We start from the raw sequence: 25698 nt of genomic DNA, 5'->3' as shown, positions 1-25698 counted from the left end.
GGGTGAGTGTCCATGACAAAAGCAAGAGTGAAGCTCATTAAGTCAGAATATTCAGAAGAAGTAGAAATACTGTCGAACCGCTACATATTAATGAATGGTGATAAGTATGAGGTATCACAAATCAAGTTGGATAACCCTATCTCAGGAACGGTATATGGAACATTATTAAACTATAAAGGATCATTGGAAGCATTAAAGGGAAAGATCGACCTTCCTCCCTATAATGAACCTCCTAAAGGGCCGATCCTTTATATTAAACCTAGAAACACGTTTTCTTCTTTTTCAAATCCAGTTCCGCTTCCAAACAGCATACCTGAATTGGAAATCGGGGCCGCACTTGGAATTGTAATCGGTAAAACGGCCACAAGAGTCAAGAAAGAATATGCATTGGATTATATAGAAGGATTTACGATTGCCAATGATATCAGCATTCCTCATGAAAGCTTTTTCCGTCCTGCGATCCGTCATAAAGCCCGTGATGGATTTTGCCCGATCGGTCCCTGGGTCGTATCCAAGGAATCGATATCCAACCCCGATTCTTTAGGAATCCGTGTATATATAAATGGAGAACTAAAGCAAGAAAATTCAACGTCAAATTTAATTCGCTCCATATCCCGCCTTATTGAGGATGTAACAGACTTCATGACATTGAGTACAGGTGACGTCCTTCTAGTTGGAGTTCCAGAGAATGCACCGCTGGCAAAAGCCAATGATCATGTCAGAATAGAAATTGATGAAATCGGATATTTGGAAAATACTATCATTTCCGAGGAAAAACTATCACTGGAGGGGATTTTATGAAGAGCGCACGTGTAGCCTATGCAGGTGCCGTACATCCAGCAATTGAATATCATGGCCAGCTCCAATTGGCGGATGGCCGGATTGTCAATGAGCAGGATGTTGTCTGGCTTCCCCCAGTGGAACCACGAACTGTCTTCGCACTTGGCTTGAATTATGCAGACCATGCGAAGGAGCTTGCTTTTAAAGCCCCAGAAGAACCCCTTGCGTTCTTAAAAGGCCCCAATACCTTTATCGGCCACCGGGGACAGACAAGACGGCCTGCTGATGCAGCTTTTATGCATTATGAATGTGAACTGGCAGTGGTCATAGGTAAAAAGGCGAAGAGCATTAAAAAGGAAGAAGCCTTTAAGTATGTATGTGGATATACGATTGCAAATGATTATGCAATACGGGATTATCTGGAGAATTACTACCGACCAAACTTAAAGGTCAAAAATCGCGATACCTGTACCCCCATTGGGCCTTGGCTTGTCGATGCCGAGGATATTCCAGATCCTTCGAATCTTGCCATCAAAACTTACGTCAACGGAAAATTGACTCAGCAAGGCAACACGAAAGACATGATTTTCGGCATTGCTGATTTAATTGAATATTTTAGCAGCTTCATGACATTGAGCCCAGGCGATATCATATTGACAGGCACACCTGAAGGATTGGCGGATACTGCTGTAGGCGATGAAATCATCACTGAAATTGAAGGTATCGGAAAACTCGTCAACACAATAGTCGGTGACGATATTTTTACCGAAAGCGGGGTTAGGCCGCATCTAAAATCCATAATTAATGGAAGGGACTGATCACATGCCTCATATCATTATTGAATATACGGATAATATCAAAGATGAAATCCAGATTGACAGCTTATTAAGGAAGGTGAATGATGTACTGATATCCTATCCTTCCATCTTTCCAATTGGCGGCATTCGATCGCGGGCCATTGAATTGAATCATTATCGTGTTGCCGATGGTACAGAGGATGATGCCTTTATTCATGCCACCTTAAAAATTGGCGCTGGACGTAAAGACAGTGATAAAACCAAAGTATGTGAGCACCTTTTCGAAACGATTGAATCCCATTTGGCTTCCCTCTTTTCAAAAAGATATCTTGCCCTCTCCATGGAACTTACGGAATTCAGTGATTTTGGAACATATAAGAAGAATAATATCCATAATCGATATAATAAATGAATAAGCTTTCATATTAAAGGCCTTCCTCATCATCGGGAAGGGCTTTAATATGAAATGTTTTGCCAATACTGCCGGGCTCAGTTGATTTCGGCAAGGTTTTCAGTACGGTTCAGGAACTCCTTGACACGATCCACATATTCCTGTTTATCATAGCCGTTATATAAAGCGCTCGCCATACGGACCGGATCTCCAAAAAAGAATCGTTCGTACAGGGTTTGCCTGGATCCAAATGAACTCATGCATACATCCCATGCGAGACGATACAATTTGACCCTGTCATGGGCTCCGCCATTCGCTGCTTGAAGATATTTATCCAAATCCGGTCGAAGCTCCGAATTGAAATCGGCTTCATTTGGAATCGCCATTAAGCCGCTAGCTCCAAGAAGCTGCATTATTTCACTGAATCTAGGGTAAATTTTCGGATAATAATTACGGGCTATGTTTAATGGTGTAAAATCAGGTGTCATCATTCCCCATTTATCCAAATTCGCGTTTGCCTCCGAAGCTGTTATGAAAGCCTTTAGCGTTTCAAGCGCCATGATGACTTCCGAGATTTTCTCCTGAACATGCTGGTATTGCCCGATATTGATGGTTTCCGCCATAAGCTGCAAAATCCCCAAAATGAACTCGGTTTTGGCGATATTCTTCGCTACCACCTGATGGGTCATATGAACAACTGCATTGCTTTCATTATAAGCCTGGTTGCAAATGCCGACATCCCCATATGCAAATACCCGATTCCAAGGAACGACTACATCATCAAAAACGATAATCGTATCCATCTCCTCAAATCGTGAACCAAGTGGATGGTCAAAATGTGATTTGCCATAGTCGAATGATTCACGACAGATGAATTTCAACCCCGGTGTATTATTTGGTATCGAGAATGCGAATGCATAAGGGTTTTCTTCTTCTGATTGTTTTAACAATGTCGAAGGGAAAACCATGATTTCATCCGTTATTCCTCCTTGTGTAGCTAATAATCTGGCTCCCTTAATAATAAGCCCTTCTGAATTCTTGCCAGCAATTCTTGCAGCAATGTAAGGATCCGGAAGCTTTGCGGCACTAACTCCCCTATTAACCTGTGGTTGAATCAAGGTATGTGTCAACGACAAATCCTTTTCCCGGCAGAGCTCATAATAATCCTTCATATTTTTTGCAAATGCCGAATCCTGAGTGCCGAACATATCCGCTGCAGTACCGTACGCCATCATCCCGCTGTTGATATAATCAGGGGAACGTCCCATCATTCCATTATTATGCCTTGCCCATTCTTGAATCATCTTCCTCCTTTTTTCAAGGTCTTCCTTAGTCCGCGGCTGCATGAATGAGGTCCCTACTCTTTCGTTTGAAGTTGGTGAAATATAAGTCATGAGGTCATTTTTCGCGGAATCATGCTGCAAATCATATAATTCGGCCTGTGTTTTCATGACCCCTTTAAAAGCTGGGTGTTGGCTGATCTTATCTTTTACTTGCTCCCCATTGATCCATACATTCGCCTTTGCCTTGTCTACCCTATCGATATATTCTTTACCTGTTTTAGCCGGCATAATGACATCCCCCTTAGTTCAATTTAATGAAGCGCTTACAATTAAATAAATTCCAAATATTGAATTAATTCCTATAACAAAATATACCATGTGTTATGATATATATATAATACTTAAAAAATTCAATATGTATATGTTAATCATATGTATGAGGTGTATATAATGGACATCCGGCAGTTAAAATATTTTGTGACAATCGTTCAGGAAGAGCAAGTAACCAAAGCCGCAAAAAAATTACATATGGCTCAACCGCCTCTTAGCCAGCAACTTAAATTAATGGAAATGGAAATCGGTGAAAAACTTTTCGATCGGAACGGAAAGAAACTTGAACTCACTGAAACTGGCAAGGTCCTTTATAAAAAGGCTGAAGCTCTCTTAAACCAGTTTGAAGAATCACTACTGGAAGTGAAGGAAGTCAGTAAAGGGGTAAAGGGCACTCTTTCCATAGGGTCAGTAAAAACTTGCTTTTCTTACATTCCGCAAAGGATGAGGACCTTTAGAGTTAAATACCCTGACATACGATTCAAGTTAATGGAAGGTGATACGTTCCGATTGACAGAAGGCTTAATAAACAGGGAAATCGAGTTGGCCATTGTACGGCTTCCTATTAACGGTAAGCAATTCTCATCGATTAGCCTTCCGCCGGAGGGTTTTGTGCTTGTCACCCCAAAAAATTGGGATATCCCAGACTCCATCGAATTCAAACAAATTAAAGAATATCCCCTCTTATTGCTGCATAGGGTTAGCGGTCAAGGTACTTACGAACTAATAGTGGATGAATGTTTAAGACATGGATTCGAACCTACGATTGTATGTGAATGTCCTGATGCCGCAATGATCTTATCTTTAGTGAAGGAAGGAATAGGCGCTACCATCATGCCACGCACCACATCCAAATCGTTTTCAACCCAGGGGATAAAAATTGTCGAATTGATAGATTGTGAAGTACAATCCGAAGCCGCCCTTATTTGGCTCGAAGAACGCTATCTTTCCAAAGGCGCCGTCAAATTTCTAGAAACATTTTCTGAATGAATGCCCAGTTATCCTTGAAATTAGTGCACCTTTGTTCGATTTTTTTATCCATTGTAAAGAAAAAAGCAACTCATCAGGAGATGGCTGCTTTTTCTAATCCATTCACAAGTGCGTTGACCGGCGCTTTATTTCTAGGCACGCTTTTACATCATTCAATGTCGCAAAACACCCTTAACATCATGACCGGTATTGGACTTTACGAGTATTTCATTATAATTGTCTTTTGCAACCGTTCTCAAACCAGTCGTGCGATTACCGATCAAGGCACCCAAATAGCAGGCGAGGAATCCAAGCGGAATGGAAACGATTCCTGGTGAATTCAAAGGAAAAATCGGGTCACCTGTCATGATGGTTGCCCCGGGGACCGGGTTCCAGACATTTGGACTTAATGCCACTAGCAAAAGTGTACCAAAAAGACCTGTCATCATACCGACTATTGCACCGGTTTTATTGAATTTTTTCCAATAGATGGTGAGAAGGATGACTGGCAAATTCGAACTGGCTGCCAATGTAAAAGCAATCGATGCCAGAAACGCTACATTGAATTCCTGAAGACCTAATGATAAAACGATTGCAAGTGCAGTCACACCAACGGAAGCCCATCTTGCCATCGTCATTTGCTGTTTTTCCGTCGCTTTTCCATCTTTTAATATCTCATTATAAAAATCATGTGAAAATGCCGTAGCACCTGTTAAAACGATTCCCGCAACTACTGCGAGTATCGTTGCGAAGGAAACGGCCGCAATAAAGGCGAATAAGATGTCCCCGCCCACAAGTTGGGCCAATAATGGTGCAGCCATGTTACCCGCCGGATTAGCGGCCATGATATTCGATGTTCCAACCAACTTCGCAGCACCGAATCCGAGAAAAATGACCATGATATGAAAAGCACCCATAATCCACATCACCCAAACAACAGACTTCCTTGCCACTTGTGCATTCGGGACAGTCAAAAAACGTATTAAAATGTGCGGTAGACCTGCCGTTCCCAGAATTAGGCCCAGAGACAAGGAAGCTGCATCCCACCCACTGGCATATTTAATACCTGCCTTCAGGTAATCTGCACCCATGGGTGTCGCTGTTTTCATTTCCGTAAAAATTCCAATGAAACTATAATTCAACTTCCACATGACGATCATGAATAATATAAACACTCCGCCAATCAGCAGGATGGCTTTAATGATCTGCACCCAGCTCGTCGCCGTCATCCCCCCAAATAGAACAAATACCAACATGACAATACCTACGATGATGACAGAGGTATTATACGGGATGTCCAAAAGCAATTTAAATAAAGCGCCTGCCGCAACAAGTTGACCCAGCATGTACATGACTGATATCACCAAGGTATTAAAAGCGGTCACTCCCCGGACCTGTTTATATTTAAACCTTGTAGTCACCATATCAGCCAATGTGTATTTTCCTAAGTTCCTTAATGGTTCAGCCACCAGGAATAACACGACAAGAAATGAAACAAGGGCACCGTACATCAGGAAGAATCCATCATACCCCGTTAAGGAAAATGCTCCAATCAACCCTAAAAATGTGGAAGCCGACATAAAATCCCCGGCCAATGCAAGTCCATTTTGCCTAGCGGTCAAACCGCCCCCAGCCGTATAAAATGAGCCTGCCGTTTTTGTTTTTTTGGAAGCGAAATACGTAATGAAAAGAGTGCCTATCGACATTAGTGCAAAGAGAATAATAACTGTCCAATTCATGCTTCAAAGCCCTTCTTTCTCGATGATTTCATTTATTTGTTCATCGATTTTTTCTGATTTCCTTACATATACGCTGCAAACCCATACAGACATAACTGTAATGGAGACACCGTACACCCAAGCCCATGTTATGTCCCCAGTGAAAGGGTGATCCAGGATATCTGTGTAAAAAACCAAGAAGGGCAAAAGCAGGGAATATCCCATAAAGAATATCGTAGAAGGGATGACGAATTTCTTTTTATCGGAAAGCATATTCTGAAACTCTTTGGAGGCAACAATCCTTTCATAATCCACTTTATTTGTTTGTTCCGATTCTTGAAGGTTTTTTTCCAACCGAACCATATCTTAACACCTCTTCAGATATTTATTTTTCAAATAGTATTGAGCCTCTCCATTGTCAGAAATCACCAAAAAAATCCAAACAACTCATCTGCACAAAGAAGGTCTAAGCCCATCCCTAAGCTTTCCGTACGCATTTTGTCTAGCCGGGACAATTACAGATAGGGCAGCAGTTAGTTCCCACTGCTGCCCTGTCCCAGACCATATCTTTTAGAAGATTTGCACTTTCACAATAGACTTGGCTCGCATATCCTTCAACCGTTTCCGCTTATTTATACTTTCACGTTTCAAATGATAGCCATATTCATCTTCCAGTTTTCCAACACCTATTCACCAATTCTTAAAAGGTGACAATTGGTCTTGGAAAAGGTATATATGCACAAGTGCCCATCCAAATGACCATGTGAAGTTAATGCATGTTATGCCGAAACACTCGATCATTCATCCTTGAATCCGCTTTTTTCAGATGATGAATTCAGGCTTGCTTTTTGCCAGAATCGGTTCTTTAAGAGGAACTTCTTCACCTGATATTATATCAAGAACAGCAGAAGCCTCATCAAACCATGAATCCGGTGCTTTGGCTCCCCAGAATGTCTGGCGTCTTGGATCATTCAAATCCCAATGAATCGGTTCGGTATCCGGGTCAGATGTTAAGTAATCCCCATTGTATAATTCGATTCTGTGACCGTCCGGGTCTCTTAAATATAGGAAGAATGCATTGGATAGGCCATGCCGTCCGGGTCCGCGTTCGATGGACTGTGCATATCCAAGTGATGCCAGTACATCACAGGCATGGATAATTGCAAGGGGGTCAGGCAAAAAGAAGCCTACATGATGAAGTCTTGGGCCGATTCCGTTCATGAATGCCTGGTCATGGACGGTTTGCTTTCTATGTAGCCACGTTGCCCATAATTGGCCCGACTCATCCACTGTATCTTCCGAGCAGGCAAAACCTAATTCTTTCACATAAAAATCATAGGCTTTTTGCACATTTGTTACATTACAATTCACATGATCGATCCTTTGGACCCTTGAACCCCTATGCATATCGAATCGTTGCAGCATTCTCTCTGCTTTATCCATTTTGCTGAAAAATTCGATTGGCAATCCGGAAATATCCTGTACTCGGAGCGATTTGCCTAGTGCATGCTGTGTTCCTTCCTGCATCCACTTCATTTTCATTCCCTTGGACAGAAAGAAAGATTCCAATTCTTCAAGGTCTTCCTCTTTTTCAACCTTGTATCCTATCGCTTCAACGCTTGGCTTTTCTGCCTTTTGCAAGATAAGCGAGTGATGATGCGCTTCCTCTAAACCACGTAAATATATGTGATCATTCGTTCTTTCCGTTTCAATAAAACCTAAAGCATCCACATAAAAGGCTCTGGATCTATCTAAATCCGTTACATTAAGTATTGTTCTCGCAACACGAATAATAGAAAAATTCATAGTAATCTCCCCTTCTTTATGACACCCGGATTAGTTTTCAGCAGAAGAAACGGCATTTCGTTTTACGTCCCCAAATTTCGGAATGTGATGTTCTCCAATTGCTACGTGGATAACTTGGGTTTCCGTATAGAATTCAAAGCTATAATGTCCACCTTCACGTCCTACCCCACTATATTTCGATCCTCCAAACGGTATCCGCAAATCCCTGACGTTTTGGGAATTCACCCAGACCATCCCGCTATCGACGGCTTGAGCAAATCTATGTCCTCGTTTCATATCATTTGTCCATACATAAGCAGCTAGCCCGTACTTTACATCATTGGCCATTTTCAGTACTTCCTCTTCAGTCTTGAAAGGAATGACTGCCATGACTGGCCCAAAAATCTCTTCTTGTGCCACCGTCATATCATTTGTACAGTTCAAGAGAAGCGTCGGGGCAATATAATTCCCTTCCTTGAACGCACTTGGTATAGCACCGCTTACAATTTCCGCCCCTTCATCTTTTGCTATATCCAGATATCGGGAGACATTATTAAAATGGGTACGATGGATCAGAGGTCCGATTTCCGTTTCTGGATCCATTGGATTTCCAATTTTGATAGAATGAACACGTTCCTTCAATTCTGCAACAAACTGGTCTATTATCGATTCATGGACAAATAATCTGGAATTGGCTGTGCAGCGCTCCCCATTGAATGAATAGATTCCCCATACCACTGAATCCAGGGCCTTTTCTAGATCGGCATCTTCAAAAATGACGGCTGGTGATTTCCCTCCAAGCTCCATGGAAAAACGTTTCATTGTATCTGCACCATTTTTAATGATTTCAGCGCCGGTTGTCGTTTCTCCGGTAAAGGATATCAATTGGACTTCAGGATGGGCAACCAAGGACGCCCCTGCTGTCTCCCCAAAACCGTGAACGATATTAAATACTCCCTTTGGCAGACCGGATTGATCAATGATTTGTGCTAATTTATTGGCAGTCAAGGGGGACCACTCCGCCGGTTTAAGGACACATGTATTACCTGTAGCCAGGGCCGGGGCGATTTTCCAGGTTTCTAACATGAAAGGCGCATTCCAAGGGGTGATTAATCCTGCCACTCCTATCGATTTATGAATCGTATAATTGATGAAAGTGTCATCCACTTGATATGACTCTCCTATTAGCCTGCTCTTCACCATTTCAGAATAAAAACGGAAATTCTCCGCTCCCCTTGCCGCTTGTTTTTTTGTCTGGCTAATCGGCAACCCTGTATCAAGTGATTCCAGAAAGGAAATTTCTTCGGCATTCTCTTCAATTAAATCAGCAATCCTATTAATGTACTTTAGTCTTTCTTCCACTTTCATGGTTCTCCATGGGCCATTATCGAATGCAGCTCTTGCGGCAGCGACCGCTTGATCAATATCCTCTTTAAATCCTTCTGCCACGTTATTGATTGCTTGATTATTAAAAGGGCTAAGATTTTCAAATGTTTTACCTGAGATACCATCGACAAATTGACCATTGATGTAATGCTTGACATTTTGCACCGGAAAGGTTTGCATGAATACATCCTCCTCTAAAAATTAATTCGGGAAGATGACAAAAATCGTTTGGATTTGTGTAATCTTCCCAATTTAGCAATTATGACTGGATTATTTGGTCAATCAATCCGTATGATTGAAGGGTTTCACGCAGTTCTTTTGCCAACGGCTCCGAAGGCGGTCCCATAGGAGGCCGTAATGCAGGATTGATTTTCCCCATCATCCCCATCGCAGCTTTTAAGGGTCCTGGATTCGTTTCTTTAAACAAAACATCATTCAATGGCATTAATTTGTAATGAAGGTCAAGTGCCTTTTCCACATCACCCTCCACCCAATGGTTATAAATTTCCGCCACTTCTTTAGGTGTGATATTGGCTGTCGCACTAATATGTCCTGCCCCTCCAATGGCCAACATCGGATAGCATAATAATTCGATGCCCGAATATAAGAGAAAATCCCTTCCGCAATTTAATAAGACACGGTTCACATGTTCAAAATCTTTATTAGATTCCTTTACTCCAATTATATTTTCACAATCTTCAGCAAGGCGTGCCAATGTCTTCACTTCCAAATTCGTTGCGGTTCTTCCGGGAATGTTATAAACGATAAGCGGGATATCAACTGAATCGGCCACCGTCTTAAAGTGATTGTAAAGTGCCTGTTGATTCGGCTTATTGTAATAAGGAACGATGACTAAAGCAGCATCAGCCCCCATTTCCTGTGCCCTTTTAGTCAAATGCAATGTTTCTTTCTGATTGGCAGATCCAGTACCTGGTGCAACCGGAACACGTGCTTTTGCTGTTTTGATTGCCGTTTCCATCACTAATTCACGTTCCTCAATCGTTAGAGAACTCGGCTCGCCGGTAGTCCCGCATACCGAGATTCCATGGGAACCGCTTTCAATATGCCAGTTTACTAGATTTTCAATTGCCTTTACATCCACTTCCATCTTGTCATCAAACGGAGTGATAATTGGAGCGATGGATCCTCTTAAACGACTTTTGATTTCCTCGTACATTTTTTCTACCGCCCTTTCGTTATTTGAATATTCGGAATAATTAACATAAAAAATCGGCCTTGCTTTTATGAATAATCGATCGACTATTATAAAACAAGGCCTGGGTCATCAAAGTGCCTGATCGTGATTAGTTTCCGACCTCTGCTTGAATGTACTGATGGCATTCAATTTATGCTTTCTCACCAGTGATTCAATTTCTTCAAAAGATGCTTTTTCCTTTAAAAGCTTTATGATGCTTTCATGTTCGCGAATCGATTGGACTGCACGTTGCGGTACCATGGTGAACATGGACTTTCTGACTCTATTCATTCTTTGTTGCGCCTGTTTAATTTCCTCTTTTAAAAAGGAATTTCCGCACTTTTCATAAATTTGCTCATGAAAACATTCGTTTAACTTACCAAACAGCTCCAATTCAAAGTTATGGAGGGCTTTTTCCATTTCTTTGTTTAAATTAATCAGATTTTCAAAATCATCATCTTTCATCGTTAAAGAACTGAGGGCAGCTGCATATCCTTCAAGCAAAGATAGAACAGATAGAGTTTCAATGTATTCGCTCTCATTAATGCTTGTAACCACTGCTCCACTATAAGGCTTATATTGAATGAGGCCGTCGGATTCCAGTTGTCTGATCGCTTCCCTGACAGGAATCGGACTTAAACTTAGTTCTTTTGCCGTTTGATCGATAATGATCCGCTGTCCAGAACCATATGTTCCATCCAAAATTAATTTACGAAGGTGCTCATAAGCTATTTGTTTTTTACTGGGTGTTTTGTTTTTCTCTTCCATATTTTCATCATATATGAAATCATATATGATTGCAATCGGTTTTTATTAAAAATCATATATGATTTTTATTTTTCTTTAAAAGCTTGTTTAATGAACTGTTTCTCCGAAGACAAAAAACATAAAGGGGGGCAAATAATCCATCTTTTAGTGAAATGAGCCAAATGCTTTTCATGTCCACTTCCCGAATGGATCCTATCAAAAAAAAACCTGCAGACCCTGATGTAGCCAGGTAGTCTGCAGGTTATTAAAAAATTATGCCATTTTTGATTTAACGAATGATTGTATTCTTTCAACTGCAGCTTCCAACAGCTCAAGTGAAGTTGCATAAGAGAGTCTGATGTTATCAGGTGCACCGAACCCTGAACCTGGAATAACAGCCACTTGAGCTTCTTCCAGCAACGCAGTCGTAAAATCTTCGACATTGCTGTACCCTGTTAATTCAACTGCACGTTTAACGTTCGGGAATAAATAAAATGCACCTTGTGGTTTAATGCAGCTTATGCCCGGAATTTCAACCAGTTTATCATATATCTTATTCAAACGGCCTTCAAATGCCTGACGCATTTCTTCAACAGGTTCTTGTGTACCTTCATAAGCGGCAATCGCACCATATTGAGCAGTTGTGGTAGGATTTGATGTGCTATGGCTGGCAAGGTTCGTCATTGCTTTAATGATGGACTCTTCTCCGACTGCATAACCAATTCTCCAGCCAGTCATCGAATGCGATTTAGATACACCATTGATGATGATCGTTTGCTTTTTCAATTCAGGTGAAATCTCTGCAATGGATGTATGTTTAGCATTTCCATAAACCAATTTTTCGTAAATTTCGTCGGAAACGATCAAGATATCATGAGCAAGGCAAACTTCCCCGATAGCCGCCAATTCTTCCCTGGAATAAAGCATGCCCGTAGGATTGCTTGGCGAGTTGATGATAACCGCTTTCGTTTTTTCGGTGATTGCTTGTTCTAATTGTTCTTTTGTGATTTTATATTGATTTTCTTCTTTACCGACTACATAAACCGGCTTTCCGTCAGCAAGCTTGATTTGCTCAGGATAGCTTACCCAATATGGTATCGGAACAATGACTTCATCTTCTTCATCCAGGATAGCTTGAAACAATGTGTAAAGCGCGTGCTTTGCACCTGAGCCAACTACAATTTCAGACGGTTTGTAATCCAAGCCTTGATCACGCTTCAATTTAGCCGCAATTGCTTCTTTTAGCTTCGGAAGACCAGCGGATGGCGTGTATTTAGTTTGACCTTCATTCATGGAAAGAAGTGCTGCATCTATGATATGTTGGGGTGTATTATAATCTGGTTCACCAGCACCCAAACCAATTATATCCAGACCTTGGGCCTTAAGCTCCTTTGCTTTTGCCGTAATGGCCAATGTTGTTGATGGCGTTAATGACTGAACCCGGTTCGCTAATTTCATTTTAATTAATCCTCCATTCTAAATGCTTCGATAATACTTTAGCCATTCCCCAGTTTTAAAATCATAATAGTCATAGTTAAAACGCTCGGATTCATCAAGATACGTTACTTCCCAAAGCGGAACGTTCTTTTCCATGCCTAGCTTAACCGAAATGATTTTTTGGGGATGAAGATTTTCTTTGACAATGTTTAAAATCTCTTTTTTCGATTTACCATCTTTAAAGTTTTCCACTACTATTTCTTTCTTCTTGTCCTCAGGAAGCCAGACTATTTTTTTAGTCCCTTTTTCTCCCTTACCAATGATGACGGAGTATGAATCCTGCCCATTATAAAGGTAGAATTCTTCCATGGTCACAAGGCCGCCCTCTTCCTTCGCCTTTTTAAAAGCCTCATTACCAGCCTCTTTTTTAGGCTGCAACGCTTTAATATATGCCCCGCTGACAAATCCGATAAAACAAAGGACCAAGATGGAAGCAATAATCAACCATTTTTTCAAAGCTGCTTTTCCCTCTTTCTATGTACGATAAATTGTAAATATCGCTTTTTCTTGATCTTCGGAATCCAATGCGAGACCGAACATTAAATCGTCTTTTTTCAATGTTCGGTTCAAGGAATCCACAATTTTATACAGATCAGGAGAATGTTGCAACCTGACTGTTGAAATTACTTCGATTTTACTTTCCATGAAAACGCCCCTCCATTTTTATAAATTGTCAACAACCACTGGTATGAATAGGATTTGAAGGCTTTACCACCTATCACATTATACCAGTTCAAAGGTTATTTTTCTTTATAAATTCATAAAAATTCATTTTAGATTAATGAAAAATCTAACGATTCTTTAAATCCAATTCTCTATCATTTCAGCCATTTCTGTTATTGAGGCTTGGTGCCAGTCCACTTCAGGAATGGCCTTTTGAAATTCAGTTCCATATTTAGCAGTGATGATGCGGCGATCAAGAATAACCAAAATGCCTTTATCTTCTGGCGTCCGTATAAGCCTGCCGAATCCTTGCCGGAACCTTAACAGGGCTTCAGGTAAAGAATACGCAGAGAAAGGATTACGCCCTTGCTTCTCGAGAAGTTGGCATTTTGCAGCTGTCACTGGTTCATCCGGTGGCGAAAATGGCAGCCTGACAATGATTAAACAAGATAAATCCTCGCCTGGGATATCGACGCCTTCCCATAGGCTGGTTGTCCCAAACAGGACGGCTTTCTCGAAGTTTTGGAAATTCCTGAGGAGCCTCATCCGGCTTCCGCCAGAAATCCCCTGTGCAAACAGGGTGAACTCATCCAGGACCCCACTGTCTTTGATGGAATGATAGGTCGCCCGCAGCATTTCATGCGAGGTGAATAAGACCATCATCCTCCCTTTCGCCGCTTGAGCGGCAGCAATAATATGGTTTGCCGCGGTTTCGGAGAATTCCTCCACTGATAAGCAATTGATATCTGGTAGATCATTTGGAACCAGAACCTTTACGAGTTCCTTATAAGGAAAGGGTGAAGGAAAACTTGCTGTCTGCATTGACTCATTCTCTAAACCGAGTTGTTCTTTAAAATACTTAAATGAATCCTTCACCACGAGGGTTGCCGATGTCATGACCACACTTTTTTGGCGCCCGAAATAGGAATCCCATAGCCGTTTGCTTCCTGCAATCGGCTGAACCGTCAAAGTCACCCCATGCTGGGGTGCTGCATTCGTATAATCAAGCCAATAAATATTTTCTTCATGCGGCTTGATGAAAAATTCATGCAAGGAGTCCCTGGTATCCTGTAAATGTCCTAACAGCACCTCGATATCATTCAAGTGAAATAATGAATTTTTTCCTAAGGGGGACTCATTATTCAATAAAAGAGTTAATCTTTTTTCTAACTCCGTGATGATGTATCCTAATAAATCCACCAATCGCTCAGCGACCAGGATCGCTTTACCCCATCTTCCATCATCTATTTTGAACGAAAGCCGTTTCGGACTCATGGAACGCGAAAGTTTTTCCGCCTGATTGGAAATGTAATAAAAAAGCTGTTCGAATTCATAGGAAAAATCACTAAGCTTTTGATCTAATTCATGCGTGGACTTCCCATCTGCCAGTCCATTATTTAAGAGCATCCTGTCCAATTTATATAATAATTGCTTTTGATCTGACGTCCCTAGTCTGTTCAAAACCGTCTTTACCGAAATGTAATTAAGCCTGCTCCCAAGCTGTTTAGATGCCGCCTGTTCCAAATGGTGTGCTTCATCGAGTATCAAATACCCTTTTTTGGGAATCAAGGCATCTTCTGTAAGCAGATCCGTCATTAAAAATGAATGGTTAGTAATGATGATATCCGCCTTGCCCGCTGTTCTTTTTGCCCGTTCAAAAAAATCCAATTCAAGCCAGGGCTGTTTTAATCCGGCGTATGTAAGACCATCACTTTGAAGCCTGTTCCAAAATAGCTGACCGCCGCTTGTAAGATTCAATTCATCTTTATCGCCTGTTACGGTTTCAGTAAGCCAAACCAATATCTGCATTTTCGTTAATGCCGTTTCATAATTATCTTCCTTCTCACGCAATGCCCTTTCGAACTTTGCCAGGCTTAAATAATTACTTCTCCCCTTTAGCAGAACAGCTTGAAAGGTAAAGGGAAGTATTTTTTTAAGTTTGGGAACCTCGTTTTGAAGTAGTTGATCCTGTAGCTGAAGCGTGTATGTCGAAACGACGACAGGTTTTTGATGCTTTTTTGAAAAATAGACGGCCGGAAGCAGATAGCCTATGGATTTCCCAATACCTGTCCCAGCTTCAATGATTGCATCCTGGCTGGATTCGAAGGAATGGTGAATCATGTTCATCATATCAAGTTGTCCGCTTCTTGCTTCAAAGGAAGGGTATGCACATTGAAGCATGGCTATTTTTTTCTCATCATCGAGCGGAAATTCCGCCCCCGTGTCTTCTTGATCACTTTCGTCTTCGGCCTTTTTAAATGCAAGGCCCCTATAAGTAATGAGATCAGGTGAATGGACTTCTGCTTTAGCAAGTTTGCTTGCAATGCAAGCATCTATCAATTCGGAAATCTCACTTTGTAAGGAATATGATAATCGATATAACTGTTTAAGTGTCATCACTGGAAGATTCATCAGCTTTTTTTTCAGTTCCAACAATAATAAAGCGGTCGCATATGCATCACTATCCGCTTGATGGGGCCTGGAATGATCCAGGTTTTCTTCTTTAGCCAGCTGGTGCAGCTTATATCCATCGGATGTTGGTTTTAATATTTTCGCTAACTCCACTGTATCAAGGGTGGAACCATAAAACGGCTCAAATCCGCATCTTACCAGTTCTTCCTGTAGAAAAGATAAATCAAATAAAACATTATGGGCAACAAAACAAGCCCCTTCTATAAGCCGGGCAATATTTTCTGCAACATCTTCAAAGTCAGGTGCATTTTTTACCGTCTCGTTGCTTATTCCGGTCAATTCCTCAATAAACAAGGAAATTTCCTGTCCAGGGTGGATATATGTCGAGTATTCATCCACAATCTGGTCATTTTCGATGACCACGCCAGCAAATTGAATAATCCTATCCCCTTTTTTCGGAGAATTCCCTGTTGTTTCCAAATCGACCACTACATATCGTTGCATCATGAATTGTACACCTCAAACTTCACTTTCTCCACTTCCTGATGGAATTCTCTTATCTTTTTTATACCATAATAATCGTAATAAAGGAAACAAGCGGTTCATCAAAGAACGAAAAGGGCCGGCACCTGTATGCATGATCCATGCATATTGTGCCGGCCCTCCGCTTACATGACTGTAGCTGCAGGTTCGTTTGAAATGAGATCAATGATTTTGTTATTTTCATCCATGATCGCAACTTTTGGTTTATGATCCCGCAGTTTATCCTCTGAAACCATCACATAAGAAATGATTATCACGATGTCATCCGGCTGCACCAGTCTTGCTGCCGCTCCGTTCAAACACACGACACCGCTGCCCCGTTCACCCGCAATCACATACGTTTCAAGTCGTGCACCATTATTATTATTCACGATGGCGACTTTTTCATTAGGCAGAATACCAACCGCATCAATTATGTCTTCATCAATCGTAATGCTGCCTACATAGTTCAAATTAGCCTCAGTTACCCTTGCACGGTGGATTTTTCCATTCATCATCGTTCGAAACATCTCAATTCCCCCTGATCTTCATGAATTATTCTGCATATAAAGTGATATTATCAATTAGTCTTGCATGCTTGAACTTTACAGCCATTGCAATGATGATATTTCCAGCCAGCGATTCAAGCGGTTTAAGTTCAGGGTATTGATAGACTTCAATATAGTCGATCACTCCACTTGTGTTGGCACCAATATGTTCACTTACTATAGCCGTGACGGTTGCTGCATTTCTTTCACCTGATTCAACCGCCTCTTTGGCCTTCAATAAACTTTGGTACAGCTCTTTAGCCTCCAAGCGCTCCTGATCTGATAGGTTCACATTTCGCGAGCTCTTCGCTAACCCATCTTCTTCACGTACGGTATCTACAGCAATAAGCTGGATAGGGAAATTAAAGTCTTTGATCAATCCATCTATCACGGCGACTTGCTGGGCATCTTTCTTACCAAAGTAAGCTCTATCAGGAAGAATGATATTGAAGAATTTCGTTAACACTGTCGCAACACCATCAAAGTGTCCAGGCCTTTGTCTGCCGCATAAAACATCCGTCCTGCTTTGGACAACAACCTTTACGGATGGTTCTTCACCGTACATTTCGTGGACGGTTGGATAGAAGAGATAATCAACTCCGCCATTGGCTGCGACTTTTTCATCCCGTTCCAAATCCCGCGGATATGTTTCAAAATCCTCATTGGGTCCAAATTGCGTCGGATTGACAAAAATACTCATTACCACAATGTCATTTTCTTTGCGCGCCTTTTCCAAAAGGGTTGCATGCCCCTCATGTAAAAACCCCATTGTCGCTACATAGCCAATGCTTTTGTTCTTGTTTTTTTCCTCTCTAAGTGCCAATTGCAAATCAGCTGCTGATGTAAATGTTTTCATCTTTTGCCTCCATAAAGTTCAGAAAGCTGCTCTTCCTTCATCGTGAATGTATGTTTCTCCGACGGAAAAACTTTAGATTTCACTTCATTCACGAAGCTTGTAATCGATTGGCCAATCAGTTCATTGGCATCTCCATAAACTTTTACGAATTTCGCCAGCCGGTCTACGCCATACTTGATGACATCATGGTAAACGAGGACTTGACCATCCGTTTCAGCACCTGCCCCAATTCCAATCGTTGGAATGACAAGGTTCCGTGTGACGAGTTCCCCCACTTGATATGGAACACATTCAAAGACTACTGCCATCGCCCCCGCCGCTTCACACTTTCTCGCATCTTCCAATAGCCGTGCTGCACTTTCGGCATCTTTTCCTTGCACTTTATATCCGCCCAGAACGCCGACTGATTGAGGAGTCAATCCAAGATGGGCTACAACAGGGATGCCCGCCTTGGTCAATGCTGATATTTTTTCAACAACATCATCCGCTCCCTCAAGCTTTACGGCATCCGCATGACCTTCCTGCATGATCCTGGCTGCATTTTTGAGTGTTTCATCCATAGATAGGTGATAGCTCATAAATGGCATATCCGTCACGACAAATGTATTGGGTGCCCCTCGTTTTACTGCCTTTGTATGATGGATCATGTCGTTCACCGTAACTGGAATCGTTGACTCATATCCCAATACGACCATTCCTAAAGAATCTCCGACTAAAATCATGTCTACACCTGATTGTTCGGCTAACTTTGCTGACGGGTAATCATAAGCCGTCAGCATGACAATTTTCTCTTGATTTTGTTTCATTTTCAAAAAATCTCCGGACAATTTCATTACGTTTCCTCCTTTTGATGGAGGAGATGAAAACATCAGCGAAAACTGGTGTCTATACATTCATGCGCAAAAAAAGGACTGACTAAAAAAGTATCTGTTTTACTACGAAAAATGGCTGAAAAAGCCACATATCGATCAATAAACAGCACTTATCTTTTTAGTCAATCCCTTTGTCTCATCAGAAGTTTCATCCCTCCGTCCCCGTCCAGTTCTCTGGATCAAGGCAGATTTTCAAATAAATTTGGTATTCATGGGGGTGCAGTTCACATGAGATACTGCCCACTTGCATTATATCAAGCCAAATTGAAAATTTCTATTTAATTTTCACGAATTTGACAAAAATCTACTGAATTTCAATATCTGCAGAATATATCGAATGTACGGTTCCTTTGCCGTCTTCAAGAAGTAAAACGCCTGAATCCGTTATGCCCAACGCTTTTCCGACAATCGTATCATTAACGGTACTGGCTTTGATTACCTGTCCAAGACTGATCGCATAACTCTCCCATAAATCCTTTATTGGCATGAAGCCTCGATCTAAATAGAGTTCGTACAAATTTTCCAGACGAAACAATGCTCGCTGAATGACCTTGGACCTTGAAACCGTCCCTCCACTTTCTATAAGAAGGGAAGACGCCTTTTCCTGCAGATCTTCAGGAAAATCCTCCAATTGCTGATTGATATTCATTCCAATTCCGATAATGACAGAATGAATCCTATCTGATTCAGCCTGCATCTCGGTTAGAATGCCCACCACTTTCTTGCGATTCACCAAAATATCATTCGGCCACTTTATTTGCGGCTTCAATTCAGTGGTATCCTCTATAGCCTGAGCAACAGCGACCGCTGCCAATAATGTAAGCTGAGGAGCCTCATGAATCGGGATTTTCGGTCTTAAGATGAGACTCATCCATATGCCGCTGAATTTTGGGGAATGCCAAGATCTCATTAGCCTTCCTTTTCCGGATAACTGCTCCTCGGCAACGACGAGGGTCCCCTCCTGAACGCCTTCATTTGCGAGTTGATGCGCAATTTTTTGCGTGGATTCTACAGTTTCCTGATAGTGAATCATCTTGCCGATCGTTTTTGTTTCCAAGCCAAGCTGTATTTCGCTCTCGGAGACTTTTTCCGGCGCTGATATGATCCGGTAGCCTTTTTTCCTTACAGCTTCAACATTATACCCTTCACTGCGCAGGTCTTCTATATGCTTCCAGACAGCTGTGCGCGAACAGCCGATGTATTCAGCAATTTCCTGACCGGATATAAACGCACCATCCGCTTTTGAGAGGGCTTCCATCAGCTTTGTTCTTAACTCAGATTGCATTTCACCAGCCACCTCTTTATTTCTTCTTTATCATTACTTAATTCTTCATTCAAGACAGCTTTCAATATTTTTTCCAAGTATTCCTTGACCCATGGACCTGGCTTTTCTTGTTGCCAATTCAATAAATCCGTCCCCGTAACGGCAAGATCCGACATTTGTTTAATAATAAGTCCATTGTAGCTTTGATGTGCATTCTCCTCCGCATCCGATACATTACCGCCAGTCATCGCCGCCCTGACTTTTGCAGCTTGTACAAATACGTCATGTCCTGCATGAAATACATCGATGGCTGATGGATCCTCTTTCTTCACTAGCTGTATCGTACGTTGAACGTTTCGTATGCTTTTCATTGGCAGCTTCCATTCCCTCATAGCTTCTTCCAGTTCCTGATCCTTTGTGTGAACCATGATTATAGACCATATTTCTGCCACTTTTAGCTGATGAAGCGGCAGGTTCAATAATTCCATTAAATGATCCTTTTTACTGGAGAATAGAGGCAGGTATTGATATAAACCGCTTTCCAGCAAGAGTGAAAAAGCCCTTACTTTATTGGAGCCTGCCAATAGTTTCTCAAATTCAACCAGGATTCTTTCGACAGCAATTTCACTGATGATCTGGGCATTATCTTTAAGGGAATCAAAGGTTTCTTTATCCAGTACAAAATCAAGTTGACTGACGAATCTTAATGCACGCATCATTCTCAATGCATCCTCATGAAACCTTTCATGCGGGTTGCCAACCGTGATGATCCTTTTTCCAGCCAAATCTCGCTTACCATTAAATGGATCGATGATCTTACCGGTCTTATCCATTGCCATTGCATTCATCGTAAAATCTCTTCTTTGCAAATCCTCAGTCAAAGAACGGACAAATTGTACAGCATCGGGTCTGCGAAAGTCCGAATACCCGCTTTCCGTTCTGAACGTCGTAATTTCGTATGTACCCGTATCCGTAATGACGAGCACTGTTCCGTGGTCAATCCCGATATCAGCCGTATTAGGAAAAATTCTTTTGATTTCCTGGGGTGTTGCGGAAGTGGCGATGTCCACATCGTTAATGGGCCTGCCAAGGATATAATCCCTTACAGAGCCGCCAACGAAATAAGCCTCGTATCCTGCTTCTTCAATCAATTCCAGAATGGGTACTGATTTTAAGAATAACCGATCCATCAGCATCCCCTCCCTATTCCATGGATTTACCTTCAAGTGCTTGAATGTAGATGGCTTCATACTCAGCCATAATCGTATCACTGTGAAATTCAGTATTGGCCCTTTCCAGCGCAGCTTCAGAAAAGCGTTTATGTAAAACCGGGTCGCTTAAAAGTCCAATCGCTTTTTCAGCAACCATTTTGACATCTCCCAATTCACAAATATAACCAGTCTCCCCGTCAACGATGACTTCAGGAATTCCCCCGATATTTGTCCCAATACAAGGAACTCCACATGCCATCGCCTCGAGCAGCACAAGTCCGAAACTCTCTTTTTCCGATAACAGGAATATCAAATCACTGATTGAATATAATTCGGCAAGGTTATCCTGCTTACCCAGAAACAAGACCGAATCATCGATCCCAAGATCATTAGCCAATTTCAAAACGGTTGTCACTTCCGGCCCATCCCCTACGAGCAGAAGCTTTGCAGGCGTTTTCTTTTGGGTTAAATAAAACGCCTGGATGACGTCTTTCACTCGCTTGACCGAACGGAAATTCGAAACATGTATGATCACTTTTTCATCTTCCCTGATTCCGTATTCATCCTTAAGGTAATCGGAATTTGATTTATGGTACTCTCTTTCATCAATAAAATTATAAACGGTTTTGATTTCCTTATCCGGCGCGATTAATTCGTGCGTTTGCTGAACAAGGGAATTAGATACTCCTGTAACGACATCTGATTGCTCTATGCCGAATTTAATCAAATTGGTCAATGAGGGATCATGGCCCAAAACGGTGATATCCGTACCATGAAGTGTAGTTACGATCTTTACTTCATTTCCTGACATCTGCTTTGCAAGGATCGCACAAACAGCATGTGGAATGGCATAATGAACGTGAAGGATATCTAATTTCTCCCGTTTTACGACATCCGCCATCTTGCTCGCAAGCGCCAGGTCATATGGTGGATATTGAAAGACTGAATATGAGTTCACTTCAACTTGGTGATAAAAAATATTACAGTACATTTTATTCAGGCGAAAAGGGATGCTTGAAGAAATGAAATGTATCTCATGTCCTTTTTCTGCAAGCATCTTACCTAATTCAGTTGCTACGACACCAGAACCCCCAACTGTAGGGTAACAGGTAATTCCAATTTTTAATTTCATAAGATTATTTTTCTCCTAACAAGTCGGCATCGATCAGTAACGGTTTTTTAGTCATGAATCCCTCCGCATAGGCGAGACCCACTTCTTTTCCGAACATCCGCTCCCGTGCCTCGACAGTCTCGATATAGCCATTCACCAGCGGTGTTTCTACAGATACTTGACTTTCTTCGAATTGGCTGCGGTATGCCCTAAGGCTATCCAGCTTTTTCGATATTGTGGAGCTGATGTCCACGACAAAGTCCGGTTTGTGAAACCCATTGATCATATAATAGTACATATTTTGGACACGATGAGAATCAAGGCCTGCTTCTTCCATATACTTTCTTACTCCTGCCGAAAAAACTGCTTCCTCCACCAATTTGGCACAGTTACCATGATCGGGATGGCGATCTTCCAAAAATGGTGCAAATACAAGTGCAGGCTTATATTGGCGAATGACCGTAATGATTTGATTTATGTATTCCGCTTTCATGTATAGGCCCCGGTCGGGTAAATCAAGGGAAATCCTCTTCACCCCAAGGATTTCAGCAGCCTTATTCGCTTCCTCTTGCCGCAATGGAACGGTTCCATTGGATGACATTTCAGCTTTTGTCAAATCACAAATGACAATTTCCCTGCCTTGTTGCACATATTTGGCGATCGTGCCACCCATACCGATTTCAACATCATCCGCATGTGCGCCGAAAGCCAGAATATCTATATTACTTTTGTTTATCATTTATCTCACCTTGTTTTTGCCGTAGTTTTAGCCAGTCCATATACCCATGCTTCAAACCTTGTATCAGCACTTCTGCCGTGCCCATATTTGTCGCCAAGGGAATTTCATAAACATCTGATAGGCGTATAAGCGCCGATACATCTGGTTCATGTGGCTGTGATGTCAATGGATCGCGGAAAAAAAGGACCATGTCCATTTCTCCGCGCGCGATCATTGCACCTATTTCCTGATCCCCGCCAAGAGGTCCTGAATGAAAACGATGGACTGGCAGCGATACTTCTTCCATGATCCTTTTCCCGGTCGTTCCTGTAGCATATAATTCATGCTGCTCAAATACATCTTTATAGGCTGTTACAAATTGAATGATATCTTCTTTTTTCATATCATGGGCAATTAAGGCAATTTTCATCGTAAATCCTCCCGATCCCTATTCAATAATATTTTCCAGGCCGTATACAAGAACATCCAATTTCATGACGGTATCGACAGCAAGTTTGACTCCTGACATGAAGGAAGCTCGATTAAAGGAATCATGCCGAACCGTCAATAACTCTCCATCACTTCCGAAAAGCACTTGTTGATGGGCAACCAATCCAGGTAGCCGGACACTGTGGATATGCATGCCATCCACATTTGCACCTCTTGCCCCCTGAATGGTTTCTTTTTCATTAGGGTGCCCCTGTTGTTTCGTTTCACGGACGGCAGCAATCATGTCTGCCGTTTTGGAAGCAGTTCCAGAAGGTGCATCCAGTTTTTGATCATGGTGCATTTCTATAATTTCCACATCCGGGAAGTACTTTGCGGCCATTTGGGAAAACTTCATCATCAAAATGGCTCCGATTGCAAAGTTTGGAGCGATGATGCAGCCAATGCCCTTTTCTTTTGTTAATGAATCCAGCTTCGCTAAATCTTCCTTAGTAAAACCAGTCGTTCCCACTACAGGGCGGATGCCATGATTAAGTGCCGTTTCGGTATGAAGCATCCCCACTTCGGGTGTCGTCAAATCGATCAATACGTCCGCTTTTACGGAAGAAAAGCATTCATTTATATCCGAAAAAACCGGTGCTTCAATGCCGTGAAAACCTTCTATTGCGGAGAGGCTTTCCCCGTTATGCTTGCGATCTATGACAGCTGCCAATTCAAACCCTTCTGTCCTATGTACAAGCTTCACCGCTTCATTTCCCATTCTGCCACGTGGACCAGCTACTATAACTTTCACTTTACTCATCTTTACCTTCCCCCTCCAAATATTCTTCTTTTCTTGTCCATCTATCTTTATCACGGGTTGTGAACTTTTCCATGACCAAATCATGCGAGTTTTGAAGGTCAATCCCTAAAGAATTGGCAAAACAAATCAACACAAAAAGCATGTCCCCCAATTCCGCTTCAATCGTATTCTCTTCTTCTGTTGCCTTCTTTGGTTTTTCACCATGGTAATGATTGACTTCCCTAGCCAACTCCCCAAGTTCTTCAGACATACGGGCCAGCATGGCCAGAGGGCTGAAATATCCTTCTTTAAATTGTCCTATGTATTGGTCGACCTCCGCTTGCATTTGTTGGATCGTCTTATGCTTTTCCATATAGTCACCCATTCTTGATTTCGTTTTCAAACATCATACCTTCTCCATGTTAGCTAAAAGTGAAACAGATGACAACAGATACGTTCGCGAATCAAAATTGCCCATAGTTGGTTAATTAGTTATAATAAGTAAATTAATGAAATGTAAACCTTTGGAGGTATGGGACATGCTTTTGGGCTTAAAATTGAAAAATATCATCTTCATCCTTTTTGGGGCTGGAATCTTCGCTTTCGGCCTCGTGCATTTTAACATGCAGAACAACTTGGCCGAAGGCGGATTCACCGGTCTCACATTGATTATATATCAACTTATCGGGATAAATCCTTCTTATTCTAATTTGATTTTGAATATTCCCTTATTTTTAATAGGGTGGAAATATCTAGGGCGCACATCTTTCTTATATACGATTATCGGAACGGTTGGCCTCTCCGTTTGGCTATGGGTTTTCGAGAGATACGAAATCGAAATCGATCTCGGAAACGATTTGATGCTGGTGGCATTGTTTGCCGGGGTATCTGTTGGTGTCGGGCTGGGCATCATCTTTCGTTACGGCGGGACAACAGGCGGAGTGGATATCATTGCCCGTTTTGCCCATCGTTACTTAGGAGTGGGCATGGGACGGACGATGTTCATCTTTGATGCCGTCGTCATTGGCCTGTCCATCCTTACCTACCTTGATTACCGTGAAGCGATGTATACCCTCGTTGCCGTATTTATAGGTGCCAGAGTAATCGACTTTATGCAAGAAGGAGCCTATGCTGCTAGAGGTGCAATGATCATTAGTGATAAAAACATGGAAATTGCAGAAAAAATCATGAATGATATGGAACGGGGCGTAACTGTATTAAGGGGTTATGGATCCTTTACACGCAATGATCGGGAAGTACTCTATTGTGTTGTCGGGAAAAATGAGTTAGTCCGCTTAAAAAATGCCATAACATCGGTGGACCCTCATGCATTTGTATCAGTAAGTGAAGTTCATGATGTATTGGGTGAGGGCTTTACCCTTGATGAGAACAAGAATCCCATTGAAAGGTAATCC

26 protein-coding genes are annotated in these 25698 nt (G+C 41.9%); 5 read left to right on the top strand and 21 right to left on the bottom strand.

The window, feature by feature from the left end:
• The first annotated feature begins 12 nt into the window (after positions 1–12).
• From MPH60_RS06800 to MPH60_RS06790, 3 genes are read left to right on the top strand one after another with little or no spacing between them, the layout of a single operon-like run.
• Positions 13–801 carry a fumarylacetoacetate hydrolase family protein gene (locus tag MPH60_RS06800; protein ID WP_241590195.1) on the top strand — a complete coding sequence of 263 codons (789 nt, stop codon included), beginning with the start codon at positions 13–15 and terminating at the stop codon, positions 799–801.
• Positions 798–1598, top strand: coding sequence for a fumarylacetoacetate hydrolase family protein (locus tag MPH60_RS06795; protein WP_241590194.1), 801 nt, complete (start codon positions 798–800; stop codon positions 1596–1598). The genes MPH60_RS06800 and MPH60_RS06795 overlap by 4 nt, the downstream gene beginning before the upstream one ends.
• Before the next feature lie 4 nt (positions 1599–1602).
• A complete protein-coding gene (locus MPH60_RS06790) occupies positions 1603–1989 on the top strand; it encodes a 5-carboxymethyl-2-hydroxymuconate Delta-isomerase (RefSeq protein WP_241590193.1) in 387 nt (128 codons plus the stop codon).
• 77 nt (positions 1990–2066) lie between these two features.
• Here MPH60_RS06790 and hpaB read toward each other — a convergent pair whose 3' ends face one another.
• Positions 2067–3539, bottom strand: coding sequence for a 4-hydroxyphenylacetate 3-monooxygenase, oxygenase component (gene hpaB / locus MPH60_RS06785; protein ID WP_241590192.1), 1473 nt, complete (start codon positions 3537–3539; stop codon positions 2067–2069).
• A 162-nt stretch (positions 3540–3701) separates the two neighbouring features.
• Between hpaB and MPH60_RS06780 the strand changes: the two genes are divergently transcribed.
• Positions 3702–4571: a LysR family transcriptional regulator gene (locus tag MPH60_RS06780; RefSeq protein WP_241590191.1), complete on the top strand. Its 870-nt coding sequence runs from the start codon at positions 3702–3704 to the stop codon at positions 4569–4571.
• A 152-nt stretch (positions 4572–4723) separates the two neighbouring features.
• Here MPH60_RS06780 and MPH60_RS06775 read toward each other — a convergent pair whose 3' ends face one another.
• The 20 genes from MPH60_RS06775 to MPH60_RS06680 form a co-directional block, all read right to left on the bottom strand.
• Entirely contained in the window at positions 4724–6289 is a 1566-nt protein-coding gene (locus tag MPH60_RS06775; protein ID WP_241590190.1) for a solute symporter family protein, read from the bottom strand.
• Between the two features lie 3 nt (positions 6290–6292).
• Positions 6293–6631, bottom strand: a complete 339-nt coding sequence (locus tag MPH60_RS06770; RefSeq protein WP_241590189.1) for a DUF485 domain-containing protein — start codon at positions 6629–6631, stop codon at positions 6293–6295.
• A gap of 459 nt (positions 6632–7090) precedes the next feature.
• Positions 7091–8074 (bottom strand): 3,4-dihydroxyphenylacetate 2,3-dioxygenase, encoded by a 984-nt coding sequence (gene hpaD, locus MPH60_RS06765; protein WP_241590188.1) that lies wholly within the window; start codon positions 8072–8074, stop codon positions 7091–7093.
• Between the two features lie 30 nt (positions 8075–8104).
• Positions 8105–9619 (bottom strand): 5-carboxymethyl-2-hydroxymuconate semialdehyde dehydrogenase, encoded by a 1515-nt coding sequence (gene hpaE / locus MPH60_RS06760; protein ID WP_241590187.1) that lies wholly within the window; start codon positions 9617–9619, stop codon positions 8105–8107.
• A 79-nt stretch (positions 9620–9698) separates the two neighbouring features.
• Positions 9699–10616 carry a 2,4-dihydroxyhept-2-ene-1,7-dioic acid aldolase gene (gene hpaI, locus MPH60_RS06755; RefSeq protein WP_241590186.1) on the bottom strand — a complete coding sequence of 306 codons (918 nt, stop codon included), beginning with the start codon at positions 10614–10616 and terminating at the stop codon, positions 9699–9701.
• Between the two features lie 108 nt (positions 10617–10724).
• Positions 10725–11402 (bottom strand): GntR family transcriptional regulator, encoded by a 678-nt coding sequence (locus MPH60_RS06750; protein ID WP_241590185.1) that lies wholly within the window; start codon positions 11400–11402, stop codon positions 10725–10727.
• 252 nt (positions 11403–11654) lie between these two features.
• Entirely contained in the window at positions 11655–12839 is a 1185-nt protein-coding gene (locus tag MPH60_RS06745; RefSeq protein WP_241590184.1) for a pyridoxal phosphate-dependent aminotransferase, read from the bottom strand.
• A gap of 18 nt (positions 12840–12857) precedes the next feature.
• Positions 12858–13334, bottom strand: coding sequence for a cell wall elongation regulator TseB-like domain-containing protein (locus MPH60_RS06740; RefSeq protein WP_241590183.1), 477 nt, complete (start codon positions 13332–13334; stop codon positions 12858–12860).
• An 18-nt stretch (positions 13335–13352) separates the two neighbouring features.
• Positions 13353–13523 carry a YpmA family protein gene (locus tag MPH60_RS06735; RefSeq protein ID WP_064505144.1) on the bottom strand — a complete coding sequence of 57 codons (171 nt, stop codon included), beginning with the start codon at positions 13521–13523 and terminating at the stop codon, positions 13353–13355.
• Positions 13524–13679: 156 nt separating this feature from the next.
• The gene (gene dinG, locus MPH60_RS06730; RefSeq protein ID WP_241590182.1) at positions 13680–16460 is read right to left on the bottom strand and encodes an ATP-dependent DNA helicase DinG; all 2781 of its coding nucleotides are present in this window, start codon (positions 16458–16460) and stop codon (positions 13680–13682) included.
• Positions 16461–16621: 161 nt separating this feature from the next.
• Complete coding sequence (panD, locus tag MPH60_RS06725; RefSeq protein WP_241590181.1) at positions 16622–17005, bottom strand: aspartate 1-decarboxylase; 384 nt, start codon at positions 17003–17005, stop codon at positions 16622–16624.
• A 25-nt stretch (positions 17006–17030) separates the two neighbouring features.
• Entirely contained in the window at positions 17031–17879 is an 849-nt protein-coding gene (gene panC / locus MPH60_RS06720) for a pantoate--beta-alanine ligase (RefSeq protein ID WP_241590180.1), read from the bottom strand.
• Entirely contained in the window at positions 17876–18712 is an 837-nt protein-coding gene (gene panB, locus MPH60_RS06715) for a 3-methyl-2-oxobutanoate hydroxymethyltransferase (protein ID WP_241590179.1), read from the bottom strand. The genes panC and panB overlap by 4 nt, the downstream gene beginning before the upstream one ends.
• 343 nt (positions 18713–19055) lie before the next feature.
• Positions 19056–20036 (bottom strand): biotin--[acetyl-CoA-carboxylase] ligase, encoded by a 981-nt coding sequence (locus MPH60_RS06710; protein ID WP_241590178.1) that lies wholly within the window; start codon positions 20034–20036, stop codon positions 19056–19058.
• The gene (locus MPH60_RS06705) at positions 20021–21205 is read right to left on the bottom strand and encodes a CCA tRNA nucleotidyltransferase (RefSeq protein ID WP_241590177.1); all 1185 of its coding nucleotides are present in this window, start codon (positions 21203–21205) and stop codon (positions 20021–20023) included. Before MPH60_RS06705 ends, MPH60_RS06710 begins: the two co-directional genes overlap by 16 nt.
• 13 nt (positions 21206–21218) lie before the next feature.
• The gene (bshA, locus tag MPH60_RS06700; protein WP_241590176.1) at positions 21219–22358 is read right to left on the bottom strand and encodes an N-acetyl-alpha-D-glucosaminyl L-malate synthase BshA; all 1140 of its coding nucleotides are present in this window, start codon (positions 22356–22358) and stop codon (positions 21219–21221) included.
• A 4-nt stretch (positions 22359–22362) separates the two neighbouring features.
• Positions 22363–23076 carry a bacillithiol biosynthesis deacetylase BshB1 gene (bshB1, locus tag MPH60_RS06695; RefSeq protein WP_241590175.1) on the bottom strand — a complete coding sequence of 238 codons (714 nt, stop codon included), beginning with the start codon at positions 23074–23076 and terminating at the stop codon, positions 22363–22365.
• Entirely contained in the window at positions 23060–23485 is a 426-nt protein-coding gene (locus MPH60_RS06690) for a methylglyoxal synthase (RefSeq protein ID WP_137015992.1), read from the bottom strand. The genes bshB1 and MPH60_RS06690 overlap by 17 nt, the downstream gene beginning before the upstream one ends.
• 18 nt (positions 23486–23503) lie before the next feature.
• Positions 23504–24304, bottom strand: coding sequence for a 4-hydroxy-tetrahydrodipicolinate reductase (gene dapB / locus MPH60_RS06685; protein WP_137015994.1), 801 nt, complete (start codon positions 24302–24304; stop codon positions 23504–23506).
• Entirely contained in the window at positions 24297–24656 is a 360-nt protein-coding gene (locus tag MPH60_RS06680; RefSeq protein ID WP_241590388.1) for a nucleotide pyrophosphohydrolase, read from the bottom strand. Before MPH60_RS06680 ends, dapB begins: the two co-directional genes overlap by 8 nt.
• A 166-nt stretch (positions 24657–24822) precedes the next feature.
• Here MPH60_RS06680 and MPH60_RS06675 point away from each other — a divergent pair, with 166 nt between their 5' ends.
• Positions 24823–25695, top strand: coding sequence for a YitT family protein (locus tag MPH60_RS06675; protein ID WP_241590174.1), 873 nt, complete (start codon positions 24823–24825; stop codon positions 25693–25695).
• Positions 25696–25698 lie beyond the last annotated feature (3 nt).

Origin of the sequence: Peribacillus sp. Aquil_B1 (genome assembly GCF_022603275.1) — a bacterium.
Classification (GTDB): Bacteria; Bacillota; Bacilli; order Bacillales; family DSM-1321; genus Peribacillus.
Note: the sequence above shows the minus strand (reverse complement) of the source record. Positions and strands in the feature narration are given on the sequence as shown.

Excerpts from the sequence above, each read along its gene's own strand:
- dapB (WP_137015994.1), bottom strand. The coding sequence starts at position 24,304 with ATGAGTAAAGTGAAAGTTATAGTAGCTGGTCCACGTGGCAGAATGGGA.
- hpaE (WP_241590187.1), bottom strand. The coding sequence starts at position 9,619 with ATGCAAACCTTTCCGGTGCAAAATGTCAAGCATTACATCAATGGTCAA.
- MPH60_RS06690 (WP_137015992.1), bottom strand. The coding sequence starts at position 23,485 with ATGAAAATTGCCTTAATTGCCCATGATATGAAAAAAGAAGATATCATT.
- MPH60_RS06790 (WP_241590193.1), top strand. The coding sequence starts at position 1,603 with ATGCCTCATATCATTATTGAATATACGGATAATATCAAAGATGAAATC.
- panC (WP_241590180.1), bottom strand. The coding sequence starts at position 17,879 with ATGAAAACATTTACATCAGCAGCTGATTTGCAATTGGCACTTAGAGAG.
- MPH60_RS06675 (WP_241590174.1), top strand. The coding sequence starts at position 24,823 with ATGCTTTTGGGCTTAAAATTGAAAAATATCATCTTCATCCTTTTTGGG.
- MPH60_RS06680 (WP_241590388.1), bottom strand. The coding sequence starts at position 24,656 with ATGGAAAAGCATAAGACGATCCAACAAATGCAAGCGGAGGTCGACCAA.
- MPH60_RS06735 (WP_064505144.1), bottom strand. The coding sequence starts at position 13,523 with ATGGAAAGTAAAATCGAAGTAATTTCAACAGTCAGGTTGCAACATTCT.
- MPH60_RS06745 (WP_241590184.1), bottom strand. The coding sequence starts at position 12,839 with ATGAAATTAGCGAACCGGGTTCAGTCATTAACGCCATCAACAACATTG.
- MPH60_RS06770 (WP_241590189.1), bottom strand. The coding sequence starts at position 6,631 with ATGGTTCGGTTGGAAAAAAACCTTCAAGAATCGGAACAAACAAATAAA.
- MPH60_RS06705 (WP_241590177.1), bottom strand. The coding sequence starts at position 21,205 with ATGGATCGGTTATTCTTAAAATCAGTACCCATTCTGGAATTGATTGAA.
- MPH60_RS06710 (WP_241590178.1), bottom strand. The coding sequence starts at position 20,036 with ATGCAATCTGAGTTAAGAACAAAGCTGATGGAAGCCCTCTCAAAAGCG.
- hpaD (WP_241590188.1), bottom strand. The coding sequence starts at position 8,074 with ATGAATTTTTCTATTATTCGTGTTGCGAGAACAATACTTAATGTAACG.
- MPH60_RS06750 (WP_241590185.1), bottom strand. The coding sequence starts at position 11,402 with ATGGAAGAGAAAAACAAAACACCCAGTAAAAAACAAATAGCTTATGAG.
- bshA (WP_241590176.1), bottom strand. The coding sequence starts at position 22,358 with ATGAAATTAAAAATTGGAATTACCTGTTACCCTACAGTTGGGGGTTCT.
- hpaB (WP_241590192.1), bottom strand. The coding sequence starts at position 3,539 with ATGCCGGCTAAAACAGGTAAAGAATATATCGATAGGGTAGACAAGGCA.
- panB (WP_241590179.1), bottom strand. The coding sequence starts at position 18,712 with ATGAAATTGTCCGGAGATTTTTTGAAAATGAAACAAAATCAAGAGAAA.
- MPH60_RS06780 (WP_241590191.1), top strand. The coding sequence starts at position 3,702 with ATGGACATCCGGCAGTTAAAATATTTTGTGACAATCGTTCAGGAAGAG.
- dinG (WP_241590182.1), bottom strand. The coding sequence starts at position 16,460 with ATGATGCAACGATATGTAGTGGTCGATTTGGAAACAACAGGGAATTCT.
- MPH60_RS06775 (WP_241590190.1), bottom strand. The coding sequence starts at position 6,289 with ATGAATTGGACAGTTATTATTCTCTTTGCACTAATGTCGATAGGCACT.
- MPH60_RS06800 (WP_241590195.1), top strand. The coding sequence starts at position 13 with ATGACAAAAGCAAGAGTGAAGCTCATTAAGTCAGAATATTCAGAAGAA.
- bshB1 (WP_241590175.1), bottom strand. The coding sequence starts at position 23,076 with ATGATAAACAAAAGTAATATAGATATTCTGGCTTTCGGCGCACATGCG.
- panD (WP_241590181.1), bottom strand. The coding sequence starts at position 17,005 with ATGTTTCGAACGATGATGAATGGAAAAATCCACCGTGCAAGGGTAACT.
- hpaI (WP_241590186.1), bottom strand. The coding sequence starts at position 10,616 with ATGTACGAGGAAATCAAAAGTCGTTTAAGAGGATCCATCGCTCCAATT.
- MPH60_RS06795 (WP_241590194.1), top strand. The coding sequence starts at position 798 with ATGAAGAGCGCACGTGTAGCCTATGCAGGTGCCGTACATCCAGCAATT.